At 73.6% G+C, this 13,643-nt stretch carries 11 protein-coding genes; 6 read left to right on the top strand and 5 right to left on the bottom strand.

Features of this window, described 5'->3' with window-relative positions:
* Both OG738_RS43290 and OG738_RS43285 read right to left on the bottom strand, forming a co-directional pair.
* The gene (locus OG738_RS43290; RefSeq protein WP_329057044.1) at nt 1–642 is read right to left on the bottom strand and encodes a response regulator transcription factor; all 642 of its coding nucleotides are present in this window, start codon (nt 640–642) and stop codon (nt 1–3) included.
* Entirely contained in the window at nt 639–1,760 is a 1,122-nt protein-coding gene (locus OG738_RS43285; protein WP_329049815.1) for a sensor histidine kinase, read from the bottom strand. The genes OG738_RS43290 and OG738_RS43285 overlap by 4 nt, the downstream gene beginning before the upstream one ends.
* Nucleotides 1,761–1,856: 96 nt before the next feature.
* Between OG738_RS43285 and OG738_RS43280 the strand changes: the two genes are divergently transcribed.
* Nucleotides 1,857–2,711 carry a M23 family metallopeptidase gene (locus OG738_RS43280; RefSeq protein WP_329049814.1) on the top strand — a complete coding sequence of 285 codons (855 nt, stop codon included), beginning with the start codon at nt 1,857–1,859 and terminating at the stop codon, nt 2,709–2,711.
* Between the two features lie 158 nt (nt 2,712–2,869).
* The gene (locus OG738_RS43275) at nt 2,870–3,979 is read left to right on the top strand and encodes a DUF4192 domain-containing protein (RefSeq protein WP_329049813.1); all 1,110 of its coding nucleotides are present in this window, start codon (nt 2,870–2,872) and stop codon (nt 3,977–3,979) included.
* Nucleotides 3,980–4,250: 271 nt separating this feature from the next.
* Here OG738_RS43275 and galE read toward each other — a convergent pair whose 3' ends face one another.
* The 3 genes from galE to OG738_RS43260 all read right to left on the bottom strand — a co-directional run bounded on the left by galE (nt 4,251) and on the right by OG738_RS43260 (nt 7,237).
* Nucleotides 4,251–5,240, bottom strand: coding sequence for a UDP-glucose 4-epimerase GalE (gene galE, locus OG738_RS43270; protein ID WP_329049811.1), 990 nt, complete (start codon nt 5,238–5,240; stop codon nt 4,251–4,253).
* Nucleotides 5,241–5,339: 99 nt separating this feature from the next.
* Nucleotides 5,340–6,524, bottom strand: coding sequence for a galactokinase (gene galK, locus OG738_RS43265; protein ID WP_329049810.1), 1,185 nt, complete (start codon nt 6,522–6,524; stop codon nt 5,340–5,342).
* A complete protein-coding gene (locus OG738_RS43260) occupies nt 6,521–7,237 on the bottom strand; it encodes a metal-dependent transcriptional regulator (protein WP_329049808.1) in 717 nt (238 codons plus the stop codon). Before OG738_RS43260 ends, galK begins: the two co-directional genes overlap by 4 nt.
* 215 nt (nt 7,238–7,452) lie before the next feature.
* Between OG738_RS43260 and OG738_RS43255 the strand changes: the two genes are divergently transcribed.
* From OG738_RS43255 to OG738_RS43240, 4 genes are all read left to right on the top strand, one after another.
* Nucleotides 7,453–8,298: a sulfurtransferase gene (locus OG738_RS43255; protein ID WP_329057042.1), complete on the top strand. Its 846-nt coding sequence runs from the start codon at nt 7,453–7,455 to the stop codon at nt 8,296–8,298.
* Between the two features lie 273 nt (nt 8,299–8,571).
* Entirely contained in the window at nt 8,572–9,741 is a 1,170-nt protein-coding gene (locus OG738_RS43250; protein ID WP_329049807.1) for an acetoin utilization protein AcuC, read from the top strand.
* 2 nt (nt 9,742–9,743) lie between these two features.
* Nucleotides 9,744–12,425 (top strand): bifunctional acetate--CoA ligase family protein/GNAT family N-acetyltransferase, encoded by a 2,682-nt coding sequence (locus OG738_RS43245; protein WP_329049805.1) that lies wholly within the window; start codon nt 9,744–9,746, stop codon nt 12,423–12,425.
* Nucleotides 12,426–13,556 carry a serine hydrolase domain-containing protein gene (locus OG738_RS43240; protein WP_329049803.1) on the top strand — a complete coding sequence of 377 codons (1,131 nt, stop codon included), beginning with the start codon at nt 12,426–12,428 and terminating at the stop codon, nt 13,554–13,556.
* The last annotated feature ends 87 nt before the right edge of the window (nt 13,557–13,643 follow it).

Below are 13,643 nucleotides of genomic sequence, written 5' to 3'. Positions count from 1 at the left end.
TCAGTCCGCGATGCCCGCCCGGTAGGCGAAGGCGACCGCCTGCGCACGATCCCGCAGCCCGGCCTTGGTGAACAGGTGGTTCACGTGGGTCTTCACGGTCGCTTCGCTGACCACGAGCGTGCGCGCGATCTCCGTGTTCGACAGGCCCGCCGCGATCAGCCGCAGCACCTCGATCTCGCGCGCGGTCAGGCCTTCGATCTCCTTGACGCGCCTGGGTGTGCTGCGGGTGGCGGCCTCGACGAGCCGTCGCTGCAGCTCGCCGTCCACTGTGGACTGACCGGCGGCCGCCGAGCGCAGCGCCCGCGCGATCGCCTCGGCGTCGGCGTCCTTGGTGAGGAACCCGCGGGCGCCGGCGCGCAACGCGGCCAGCAGCGACTCGTCGTCGGCGTACGTGGTCAGCACGACGACCTCGGTGCCCGGGTGCTCGGCGCGGATCCGCTCGGTGGTCTCGACGCCGTCGCAGCGCGGCATCCGCAGGTCCACCAGCACGACGTCGGGGTGGTGTTCGGTGACCAGGTCGAGCGCGGTCAGGCCGTCGGCGGCGGCGCCGACCACCTCCACACCGGGGAGCAGGCCGAGCAGCGTGACCAGGCCCTCCCGGACCACGGCCTGGTCGTCGGCCAGCACGACGCGCAGCGTCACGCCGGCACCGTCAGGTGAATCCGCCATCCGTCCTCCCCCGGCCCGCTCTCGAACCGCCCCTCGAGCAGCGCGACCCGTTCGCTCATCCCGCGCAAACCGTAGCCTGCCGCCGGCGCGTCCGGCGGCCGCCTGCCCTGCCGGTCGGCCACCGTCAGCGCGACGGTCCCGGAGCCGTAGTCCAGCGTGACGTCGACCTCGGCCTGCGCGGCGTGCTTGCGCGTGTTGGCCAGCGCCTCCTGCACCGCGCGGACCAGCGCGGTGCCGACCGCCGGGTCGAGCTCCCGCGGCTCGCCCTCGACCTTCAGATCCGCCCGCGCCCCGCTGTCGAGCCGGTAGGCGGCCAGGAGGTCCGCGATCGTGCGTTCGACCGGGACGGCGTCCTCGCGCAGGGCGGCGACGGCCTTGCGAGCCTCGGCGAGGCCTTCCGAAGCCAGCTTCTGCGCGCGTTCGATCTGCGCGACGGCGTCCGGGCTCGCCCCGTCGCGCACCAGCATCAGCCGCGCGCCCTGCAGGTTGAGGGACAGCCCGGCGAGCGAGTGCGCGAGGACGTCGTGCAGCTCGCGGGCGATGCGGGCGCGTTCGGCGAGAGCGGCCGCGCGAGCGTGTTCCTCGGTGGCCGTCTGCGCGCGGGCCAGTGCCAGCTCGGTCTGCTCGATCCGGGCCAGCCGCGTCCGCCGGTTGATGCCGAGCAGCACGACGATGGCGAGGATCGTGCACGTCGGGAGCGCGCCTTCCCAGACGTCGTGGTAGGCCGCCCAGAACAGGATCGCGCCCAGGTCCAGCGCGACCGCGAGCACGATCGGGACGACGGCCTGCCGCAGGACCACGAAGAACGTGCAGCTGAACATCGTCACCGACGCCCAGCTGTTCGGCACCAGCGCCCACAGCGTCCCGGCGCAGAGGATCACGGTGAGGAGCAGCGCCGGCGGCAGGCTCCGCTCGCGGATGTCGTAGAGCCACAGCAGCGGGATCGACAGCACCAGGGTGACCGCGATCAGGATCCAGGCGAGCGTGTTCGCGCGCGGCATCGCGGCGAACATCGGCACCGCGACGAACGCCCAGCGCAACCAGGCCTGGGCGTGGGGGAGCCGGGCGAAGCCGGCTCGTCCGACGGTCATCTTCGAGGTCCTCCGCGGGGTGCTTGTACGGAAAATGTACCGACGGCGGCTTCGCTGTGCGGTGTCGAGATGTCCCGTTTGTCAGGAGGTTCCCTCATGTCCAGGTTGCGACGGCTCGCCGTGTTCGCCGCCGCCGCGGCGCTGCCCGCGCTCGGCCTCACCCTCGCCGGCCAGGCGGCCGCGTCGGCCGCGCCGAACTTCCAGGTGCCGTTCAAGTGCGGGGTCACCGTGACCGCGGCGACGTTCAGCGGCCACAGCCCGGAGTACTCGGTCGACTTCCAGAAGTCGGGCATCACGGGCATGCCGGTGCTCGCCGCGGCGTCCGGCACGGTGACCCGCGTCGCCGACGAGGGCAGCACCAGCTACGGCAAGTGGATCGAGGTGGACCACGGCAGCGGCTGGCGGACCCGGTACGCGCACCTGTCCGCCCAGGAGGTCTCGGTCGGGCAGTCGGTCGCCGGCGGCAAGGAGCTCGGCAAGGCCGGTGCGACGGGCGGGGTCACCGGCCCGCACCTGCACTTCGAAGAGCGGCTGGACGGCGTGGTGCAGAAGGCCAAGCTCAACGGCGTCGCCGTGCCGTACTACGGGCACACCGACTTCACGAGCAAGAACAACTGCGGTGGCAACCCGTACTCGGCCGAAGAGGTCTGCGGCTCGGGCTTCTCCGTCGTCGACCAGCAGGCGCTGGCGAACGCGTCCGGCACCGCGTACCTGCTGTACAACGCCTCGACCAAGGCGAACTGCGTGACGACCCTGAAGGCGACGTCGCTGGGGACGGCGAGCCCGGTCTCGGCGTTCCTCGAGGTCCAGGGTTCGGCGCGGGCGACCGATTCCGGCAGCTTCACCTACTACGCCGGGCCGGTGACGAAGACCGCCGGCGCGACCTGCGTGAAGTGGGGCGGCTCGGTCGGCGGCAACACCTACGAGAGCGGCTTCGAGCACTGCGGGTGAGCAGCGCCGGTCGGTGGGGCCGGGCAGCATAGCCCGCCCCACCGACAGGAACCTGCCGTCCGGCCGCCCGACTGCCGGATCCGTCCACATCGGCCCCGCCTGTCCACAGATTCGCCGCCACCGCCCCATCCGGGCCCGTCCTGCCCCACGGTGGAGGCATGACCACTTCCACCCCGGCCGGCCGCCCGCCGGTCGACCTCCGAAGCCCCGCGCAGCTGCTGGCCGCGCTCCCGTACCTGATCGGGTTCCGGCCCGCGAACTCCGTCGTCCTGCTCGGCCACCGGGGCCACCGCCTGGGCCTGGTGCTGCGCGGTGATCTCCCGCGCCCGGAAGACCGGGCACGGCAAGCCCTGGCGCTGCCGCCGCGGCTGGCCCTGGTCCCGCACACGGGCGTGACGCTGGTGGTGATCGGCGGCGGTGGCCGCAGCCCCGGCGGCCCGCCGCCACACGCGGGCTTCGTCGAGCTGCTGGCGGACGTCCTCGGCGAGTGCGGCCTGCCGGTGCTGCACGCGATGTGGGCGGCGGACATCGCCGAGGCCGCACCGTGGGCCTGTTACACGGACCCGGACTGCGGCGGCGAGCTGCCGGACCCCCGATCGACCGTGGCGGCGGCGGTGGCGACGGGAAACGGCGAGGTGGCGTTCGACAGCCGCGACGAGCTGGAGGCGCTGCTGGCTCCCCGTTCACCCGAAGCCCTCGCCCGCCGGGCCGAAGCACTGGCCGGGATGTCCTCACTGCCGTGGCCGGACGCGACCTGCGTGTCGGACGCGGCCTCGGTGATCCGCGCGGCGTTCGAGCGTCAGCGGCGCGGCTCAGGACCACCGACGGACGAGGAAGCGGTCCTGCTCGCGAGCGCGTTCACGGTCCCCGAAATCCGGGACGTCTGTTTGGGGATGGCGGCGCCCCCGCACACCCCGGCCGCTCGCGAGGCGGAGCGGCTGTGGCTGACGCTGGTCCGGGAACTCCCGGCGCCGGAACGAGCGGAACCGGCGGCCCTGCTGGGCTACACGGCCTTCATGCGCGGCGACGGCGCGTTCGCGGGCATGGCGTTGGAGAACGCACTGGAAGCGAAGCCGAACCACGTGCTGGCCGGCCTGCTGACGAAGGTGCTGAAGCGTGGCATGCCGCCGGAACAGTTGCTGGGCTTGGCATTGGCCGCGGACCCGACGGGCCTGTCCGGCTTCGGCCTGGCCCCACCGGACTTCGGCGCGAGCTTCTCCGTGGGAGTCGCATGTGGACACCCGGCAGCCACCGGCAGCCAGCCGTGACTTCGGCCGGCCGCCAGGTGTGTCGCCCGCAGCCGGTCAACGCTGTGCGGTCCGGCATCCGGCCCGGCTCTCCCGGCCCCGGCCGCCGACGGCCACGAGCACCGGCGGATCCGCCGACCGTCAGCCTTGGACGTCGGTCCGAGCGTGCGTGAACTTCCAGCGACCGAAAGTCGTGCGGACGAATCAGTCGCCGCTCAGGTTTCCGACTGTTGGCGCGAGAGCGGCCAGGCTGAGCCGCGCAGCGGACTGCCGCCGCGCGGCGAACGACCCCTCAGCCCTGGGCGTTGCGCCGAGCCTGCGTGAACTCCCAGGCGTCGCGGACGATCCCGGCCAGCTCGGTGCGTTCCGGCTTCCAGCCCAGCTCTTCCCGGGCCCGGTCGCTGGCCGCCACGAGCACCGACGGGTCGCCCGCCCGCCGCGGGGCCACCGCGGCCGGGATCGCGTGTCCCGTCACCGAGCGGCAGGCCTCGATCACCTCGAGAACGGAGAACCCCGTGCCGTTGCCCAGGTTGTAGATGCGGTGCTCACCCGCCGTCGCGCTCTTCAGCGCCAGCAGGTGCGCGTCCGCGAGGTCCACGACGTGGATGTAGTCGCGGACCGCCGTGTGGTCGGGCGTCGGGTAGTCGTCGCCGAAGATCTGGATGCGCTCGCGGTCGCCCGTGGCGACCTGCAGAACGAGAGGAATGAGATGGGTTTCCGTGGTGTGGCGCTCCCCGAACGCGCCGTACGCGCCCGCGACGTTGAAGTACCGCAGGCTCACCGCCGCCAGGCCGTGCGCGCCGGCGAAGCTGGTGATCGCGTGGTCGATGGCGAGCTTCGTCGCGCCGTAGGTGTTGGTCGGCCGGGCCGGCGCGGACTCCGGAATCGGCGACTGCTCCGGCTCGCCGTAGGTTGCCGCGGTCGACGAGAAGACCAGGCGCGGCGTGCCGTGCTCGCGCATGGCCTCGAGCAGCCGCAGCGACGTGACGACGTTGCCTTCCCAGTACTTCGCGGGCTCCGACATCGATTCGCCGACCAGCGACTTGGCCGCGAAGTGCAGCACGCCGTCGAAGCCCTCGCGCAGCAGGCTGCCCGCCACCTCGGCGGCGTCGCCCTCGACGAACCGCGCGTCCGGGTGGACAGCGTCGGCGTGGCCGGTGGACAGGTCGTCGACGACCGTGACCTGGTGCCCGGCTTCGATCAGCCGGGCGGCACAGACACTGCCGACGTACCCGGCTCCGCCCGTCACGACCAGCTTCAGGGCGTTGCTCTGCTCCGACACATCCAGGCCTTCCTGCCGAGGGTGACTGTGCGCTTCAGTCTTCCCCCTCGACGACGCGCGGGTCCGCGCGGGGGTTGCCCCGGGCGGACCCGCGCGGCCTCAGAGCTCGTCGCGCCCGGCGCCGCGGGAGGGCACCGCGGTGAACATCCGCGGGCGCCGGTAGCCCGCCTTCTCGTACGCCGCTTCGACGGCTGCCTTGACGGCGTCCAGGTCGGCGTCGCGGACCAGCGCGATCGCCGAGCCGCCGAAGCCACCGCCGGTCATCCGGGAGCCGAGGGCGCCGGCCGCCCGCGCCGAGTCGACCGCGAGGTCCAGCTCGGCCGTGGAGATCCGGTAGTCGTCGCGCATGCTGACGTGGGAGGCGTCCAAGTACGGGCCGATGTCGGCCAGCCGGCCGGCGCGCAGCAGCTCGACGACCTCGAGGACTCGCTGGTTTTCGGTGACGACGTGCCGCACGAGCGGCACCAGGTCGTCGGGCAGCCGGTCGAGCGCCTCGGACAGCCCCTCGACGGTGACGTCGCGCAGCGCCTTCACCCCGAGCAGCTCGGCGGCCCGCTCGGTGCCGCGGCGACGCTCGCCGTAGCCGCCCTCGGCGTGCGAGTGCTTCGTGCGGGTGTCCATGATCAGCACCTGCAGCCCGGCGTCGGCCAGGCCGAACGGCACCTGCTCCTGCTCGCCCGACCGGACGTCGAGGAAGAGCACGTGGGACTCGGTGCAGCAGAGGGACGCCGTCTGGTCGAGCAGGCCGGTGGGCGCGCCGACGAAGTCGTTTTCCGAGCGCTGGACCCACCGCGCCACCTGGGGCCGCGTCGGCACGCGGTCGCCGCGTGCGCTCAGCTCCAGCCCGGCCAGGCCGAGCAACGCCAGCGACACCGCGCACTCGAGCGCGTGGGAGGAGGACAGTCCCGCCCCCGACGGCACGTCCCCGGCGACCACCAGGTCGGCGCCGGCCGCGAAGCCCTGGTCGCGCAGCACCCAGGCGACTCCCGCCGGGTACGCGGCCCACCCCGCGACCGCGCCCGGTTCCAGGTCGGCGATCTTGAGCTCGCCGGAGCGCTGGAGCTGGCCGTCGTCGCCGAGGGTGGCTACCGAGAGGACGCCGTCCTCGCGGGGTGCCGCCGCCGCGGCCAGGCGGTGCGGCAGCGCGAACGGCAGCACGAAGCCGTCGTTGTAGTCGGTGTGCTCGCCGATCAGGTTGACGCGCCCCGGCGCGGACCACACGCCGGCCGGCTCGCGGCCGTGCACGGTGCGGAACGCCGCCGCGGCCTCCGAAGCCGGGCTCACCTGGCTTGCGCCAGGACTGCGTGCAGCGCGGAGCTGGCGACCTGGGCGGTGGTCTCGCCGCCGGTGACCTCGACGGTGCCGCCGTTGGCCCGGCCGATCGTGACCGTGCCGCCCGGCACGATGCCGACGGACTTGAGCTCGGTCATCAGCGACTCGTCCAGCTGGACGTGCTCGGCGATCCGCCGGATCTCGACGCGACCGCCACCGGTGCGGGCGAACTCGTCGAGCCGGACGAGGTCGGCCTCGGCGGGCGGTGCCGGGTCGCCGTCGCCCAGCTTGTCCAGGCCGGGGATCGGGTTGCCGTACGGCGACGTGGTCGGGTGGTCGAGCAGCTTGACCAGCTTGCGCTCGACGGCCTCGCTCATCACGTGCTCCCACCGGCACGCCTCGTTGTGGACGTGCTCCCACTCGAGCCCGATGACGTCGACGAGGAGGCGCTCGGCCAGGCGGTGCTTGCGCATGACGGCGATGGCCAGTTCGCGGCCGTGGTCGGTCAGCTGGAGGTGCCGGTCGTCGGCGACCACCACGAGCCCGTCGCGCTCCATCCGGGCGACGGTCTGGCTCACGGTCGGGCCGCTCTGCTGCAGGCGCTCGGCGATGCGGGCACGCAGCGGAACGACACCTTCTTCTTCGAGCTCGTAGATCGTACGCAAGTACATCTCGGTGGTGTCGATGAGATCGTTCACGCTGTCCCCTTCGTCCGCGTTGCTCATCGTAGTCGTTGACCCCGACAGCGGCGGCGGGCCTTGGGGATACTGCGCCGATGGTTACCCATCAGACCGGCAGCCACGGCGGAACCCGGCACCACGAGTGGGTCGGCTGCGGTCCGTCTCCGCCTGCTTTCGGCCAGATCGGTGACAACTCGCCGTTGACGGACATGTCCGCACCCCGGCGCGGCCGGGCGGGCGGCCGCTGGAAGATGGGAGGCATGCGTCCGCTGATCAGCACCACCGACCTGGCCACCGCGCTGGCCGGCCCGGCCGGGGACCGGCCCGTCGTCCTCGACGTCCGCTGGCGGCTCGCCGGCCCGCCCGGCGCCGATTCGTACCGCGAGGGGCACGTGCCCGGCGCGGTCTTCACCGACCTCGACCGCGTGCTCGCGGGCGAGCCGGGCGAGGGCGGCCGGCACCCGCTGCCCGACCCGGCCGACCTGCAGCGCGACCTGCGCGCGGCCGGCGTCCGGGCGGCCGCGCCGGTGGTGGTCTACGACGACGCCGACGGCTCCGTCGCTGCGCGAGCGTGGTGGCTGCTGCGCTGGGCGGGCCACGACGAGGTGACGGTGCTCGACGGCGGTTACGCTGCGTGGACCGCCGGCGGCCACCCGGTGAGCACGGAACCGGCGCGCCCCGAGCCGGGGGACATCACGGTCCGCCCGGGCGGCATGCCCGTGCTCGACGCGGACGAAGCGGCGGCGCTGGCCCGCGACGGCCTCCTGCTCGACGCCCGGGCGGCGCAGCGCTACACGGGCGAGACCGAGCCGGTCGACCCGCGGGCGGGCCACATCCCGGGCGCGGTGAACGCGCCGTTCGCCGGTCACATCGCCGAAGACGGTCACTGGCGCGCGCCCGAGGAGCTGGCCGCCCGCTTCGCGGACCTGGGCCTCCGGCCGGGCGAGCCGGTCGGCGCGTACTGCGGCTCGGGAGTGACGGCGAGTTCGGTGGTCCTGGCCCTGGAGCTGGCGGGCCACCCGGGCGCCGGCTTGTACGCGGGCTCGTGGTCCCACTGGTCCCGAGACCCGAACCGCCCCGCGGCGACGGGCACCCTGCCGGGCTGACCGAACGCCTGCCGGGGCAGCGAAGGCGGCGGGCACCCTGCCCGCGCAGTGGTGGCGAGGGCGGGAGCCATCGCCGACTCGGGTCGCCCGGGCTGGAGCCGGTCGCCGGGGCGCCGTCCGGCGATCCCGGCCGGGAGCAGCCCGGCTGTCGGCCCACGACCTCGGCGTGAGCCCGCCGCCGCGGGAGGAGCGTCGCTGGTCCGACGCCGCCAACCACGGGGATCCGGCCTTTCCGGTCCACGGATTCCGCCGATCGGCACTACAGTCGACCGCATGTCGCCGGCTGTTGTTTGGGACTCCGCTCTGCTCGGTTATGACCTGGGCGGGGACCATCCGTTCAACCCCGTCCGGCTGGAGCTCACCGTCCGGCTGGCCACCGAGCTCGGCGTGCTCGACGACGTTCCTCTGCTCGTCCCCACCGGCGCCGGGGACGAGGAGCTGCTGCGCGTCCACGCCCCCGAATACATCGCCGCCGTGCGGGAGGCGCCGCTCGTCGGGTGGGATGTCGGGCACGGGCTCGGGACCGCCGACAACCCCGTCTTCTCCGACATGCACGACGCCTCCGCGCTGGTCGTCGGGTCGACGCTGCTCGCTGCCCGGAAGATCGCCGAAGGCGAAGCCACCCGGGCCGTCAACATCGCCGGTGGGCTCCACCACGCCATGCGCGACCAGGCGTCCGGGTTCTGCGTCTACAACGACTGCGCCGTGGCCATCTCGTGGTTGCTCGACCACGGCTTCGAGCGCATCGCCTACATCGACACCGACGTCCACCACGGCGACGGCGTCCAGGCCGCCTTCTACGACGATCCCCGCGTCCTCACCATCTCGATGCACCAGCACCCCTTCACGCTCTGGCCGGGCACCGGGTACTCCGCCGAGACGGGCCGTGGGAAGGCCGACGGCACCGCGGTCAACGTCCCGCTGCCGCCGCGCACTCGCGATCCCGGGTGGCTGCGCGCGTTCAACGCCGTCGTCCCCTCGCTCCTGGCCGACTTCGAGCCGCAGCTGCTGTTCACCCAGTGCGGCGTCGACTCGCACGAAGAAGACCCCCTAGCTGATCTGTCGCTGTCAGTCGACGGGCACCGCACCATCTACGCCACCCTTCGCGACCTCGCCGAGACGTACGCCGGCGGCAAGTGGCTCGCCGTCGGCGGGGGCGGGTACCAGCTGATCCGGGTCGTCCCGCGGTCGTGGACGCACCTGATCGCCACCGTCCTCGACCGGGACGTCGCCCCCGCGACGCCGCTGCCGCCCGGCTGGGTCGCCACCGTCACGAAAGCCGCGCCGAACGCCGAGCTGCCCGTGGCCATGACCGACGACCGCGAAACCGAGTTCAAGCCGTGGGGCGACGGCGAGGACGACCCGGTCGACGTCGCCGTCCGGGACACCCGCCGGGCCGTCTTCCCCTTGCACGGCCTCGACCCGGACGACCCCAGGGACTGACGATGGCCGGCCGGGATCCCTTCGACTACCCCCGTGACTGGGAGGCCGACGTCGTGCTGTCCGACGGCGGCACCGTCCACCTGCGCCCGATCGTCCCCACCGACGCCGACGGCCTCGTCGCCTTCCACGGCAAGCTCTCCGAGCGCACCCGCTACTTCCGCTACTTCGGTGCCTACCCGCGGATCCCCGAGAAGGACCTCAAGCGGTTCTCCACGGTCGACCACCACGACCGGGTCGCGTTCGCCGCCTTCCTCGGCGACGACATCGTCGCGGTCGGCCGGTACGAACGGCTCGACCACGGGCCGTCGGCGGAGGTCGCCTTCGTCGTCAGCGACGCGCACCAGGGCCGCGGCCTGGGCTCGATCCTGCTGGAACACCTCGCCGCGGCCGCGTCGGAATGCGGGCTGCGCCGGTTCGTCGCCGAGGTGCTGGCCGAGAACGCCGCCATGGTGCGGGTCTTCCGCGACGCCGGCTACCAGGTCAGCCGCGAGATCGAAGAAGGCGTGCTGCACCTGGAGTTCGACATCGACCCGACCGAGGAGTCCCTCGCGGTCGCGCGCTCCCGGGAGCAGGCGGCCGAGGCGCGCAGCGTGCACAACCTGCTGCACCCGGCGTCGGTCGCGGTGATCGGCGCGTCCGCCGAGCCGGGCAAGGTCGGCCACGTCGCCTTCGTGAACCTGCTGGCCGCCGCGTTCACCGGCACGGTTTACCCGGTCAACCCGGAGCACCGCTCGATCCGCGGCGTCCGCGCGTACCCGTCGGTGCTCGACATCCCGGACCCGGTCGACCTGGCCGTCGTCGCGGTGCCCGCCGAGGCCGTCGAGTCCGTTTTGGACGCTTGCCTCGCGAAGGGCGTCAAGACGCTGCTGATCCTCTCCAGCGGGTTCGCCGAAGCCGGCCCGCACGGCCTGCACGCCGAGCTGCGGCTGGTCGGCGAGGCGCGGGCGCACGGCATGCGCGTCGTCGGGCCGAACGCGCTCGGCGTGCTGAACACCGCGCCCGGCATCCGCCTCAACGCCACCCTCGCCCCGCGCCTGCCCGGGCGCGGGCGCACCGGGTTCTTCTGCCAGTCCGGCGCGCTGGGCACCGCGATCCTCGCCGACGCCGAGTCGCGCGGCCTCGGCCTCTCGACGTTCGTCTCGGCTGGCAACCGCGCCGACGTCTCCGGCAACGATCTCCTGCAGTACTGGGAAACCGACCCGGACACCGACCTCGTGCTGCTGTACCTCGAGTCGTTCGGCAACCCGCGCAAGTTCGCGCGGCTGGCCCGCCGCCTGGCCCGCACGAAACCGATCGTCGCGGTCAAGTCGGGGCGGCACGCCGTTCGCCCGCAGCTGGCCGCGACGTCCACGGAGATCGACGAGGCCAGCGTGCAGGCCCTGTTCGAACAGGCCGGCGTCGTGCGGGTGGAGTCGCTGGCGCAGCTGTTCGACACCGCGCTCGTCTTCGCCCACCAGCCGCTGCCCGCCGGCCCGCGGGTGGCGATCGTCGGCAACTCCAGCGCGATCGGGCTGCTGGCCGCCGACACCGCGCGGATGCAGGGCCTGCGGCTGGCGTTCGACCCGGTGGACGTCGGCCCGCAGGCCGGGCCGGACGACTTCGCCAAGGCGGTCGGCGAGGCGCTCACCTCGCCGGACACCGACGCGTTGGTCGTCGTGTTCGCACCGCCGGTGGCCATCCCCGGCACGGCCTACGCGCGCGCTTTGCGCGAAACCGTGGTCGAACTGGGGCAGCGCAAGCCGATCGTCTCGACGTTCCTCGCCGCCGAAGGCGTTCCCGACGAACTCGCGGTGTCGACGGCCGACGGCGTGCCGACGCGCGGCTCGATCCCGTCCTACCCGAGCCCGGAACGCGCGGTGAACGCCCTCGCCCGGGTCATCCGGTACGCGGCATGGCGGCAACGTCCGCAGGGCACGCTCGTGACCCCACCGGGGATCCACACCGAGCAGGCGCAGGGCATCGTGCGCGAGTTCCTCGAAGCCGAGAACGGCAAGACGACGCTGCTGTCCGACACCGACGTCGTGCGGCTGCTGGGCTGCTACGGCATCGACGTCGTCCCGTTCCGTGTGGCGTCCACAGTGGACGAGGCCGTCGCGGCGGCGGCCGAGCTGGGCTACCCGGTGACGCTCAAGGCCGTCGACGAGCGGCTGCGCGGCCGCCCCGACCTGGCCGGGGTGCGGCTCGACCTGGCGTCCGAAGACTCGGTGCGCACCGCCTACGAAATGCTGCGCGAGATCTCCGGCGACGACGACGTGTACGTCCAGCGGATGGCCCCGAAGGGCCTGTCGTGCGTGATCGGGCTGCAGGACGACCCGTCGTTCGGCACGCTCGTGTCGTTCGGGCTGTCGGGGCTGGTCAGCACGCTGCTGGGCGACCGCGCCTACCGGGCGGTGCCGCTCACCGACGTCGACGCCGCGACGCTGCTGCGTGAGCCGCGGACGGCGCCGCTGCTCACCGGCTACCGCGGCGACGAGCCCGCCGATCTCGCCGCCCTGCAGGACATGGTGCTGCGCGTCGCCGCGCTCGCCGAGGACAACCCGGAGGTCCGGTCCCTGGTGCTGGACCCGATCCTGGCGTCGCCGGACGGCGCCTTCGTCGCCAACGCGCGGCTCGTGCTGGGGCCGCCGCCGTCGCGGCCCGACACCGGCCCGCGGCGCCTGCGCGCCATCAACCCCCTGGACTGAATGATGCTGACCGAACTGCTGAAGCAGCACGCCGCGGACCTGCCCGGCGCGGTGGCCTTGATCGCGCACGGCGACCAGGTCGAGGCGGCGGTCGTGGGCTCGGCCGACGCCGGCGGCACCGTGCCGATGGCGCGGGACTCGGTGTTCCGCATCGCGTCGCTGACCAAGCCGATCGTCGCCGCGGCGGTCATGCTGCTCGTCGACGACGGCGAGCTCGCGCTGGACGACCCGATCGCGCGGTGGCTGCCGGAGCTGACGTCGCCGGTGGTCGTGCGGACGCCGGCCGGACCGGTCGACGACGTCGTGCCCGCCGTCCGCCCGATCACGGTGGCCGACCTGCTGACGTTCCGCTGCGGGTACGGCTTCGCGGCGGACATGACGCTGCCCGCGGTCGACCTGCTGCTGCAGGTGCTGGGCCACCCGGCGGCACCGCCGGGAAACCTGGCGCCGGACGAGTGGCTGGCCGCGCTGGCGCAGGTGCCGCTGCTGCACCAGCCGGGGGAGGGGTGGCTCTACGGCACCGGTTCGGCGATCCAGGGCGTGCTGATCGCGCGGGTGTCGGGCCGGCCGCTGCCGGAGTTCCTGGCGGAGCGGCTGTTCGAGCCGCTGGGCATGGCCGACACCGGGTTCGCCGTGCCGACCGCGGCGCTGGGCCGGTTCACCAGCGCGTACCGCCGCGGCGAGGAGGGGCTCCGCCTGGTCGACGCACCGGAAGGCCGGTGGAGCGTCGTGCCGCCGTTCCCCTCCGGCGCGGCGGGCCTGGTTTCGACGGCCGACGACCTGCTCGCGTTCGCCCGGTTCCTGCTGGCCGAGGGTACGGTCGGCGACCACCGGCTGCTGACGCCCGAGTCGGTGCACCGGATGACGACCGACCACCTGACGCCGGCCCAGCGCGAGGCCGGGCGGATGTTCCTGCAGGGCCAGGGCTGGGGGTACGGCGGCTCGGTGGACGTCGAGGCGAAGGAGCCGTGGGAGGTCCCGGGCCGCTACGGCTGGATCGGCGGCGCCGGAACGGCCTGGCACGTGGTCCCGGCGACCGGCACGGCGACGGTCCTGCTGACGCAGGTCGAGATGACCGGCCCGGCGCCGACCCCGCTGATGCACGAGTTCTGGACCTACGCGGCGAAGTAGCTCCGGAGGGGCCGGCTCGCGTACCCGGAGGGTCGGCCGGCGTACCCAGGGAGTCGGTTCGCGTACCGGGAGGGTCGGCCGGCGTAC

The organism is Amycolatopsis sp. NBC_01488, assembly GCF_036227105.1.
In the GTDB taxonomy this organism is placed as follows: domain Bacteria; phylum Actinomycetota; class Actinomycetes; order Mycobacteriales; family Pseudonocardiaceae; genus Amycolatopsis.
This window is presented reverse-complemented; position numbering and strand designations above follow the sequence as displayed.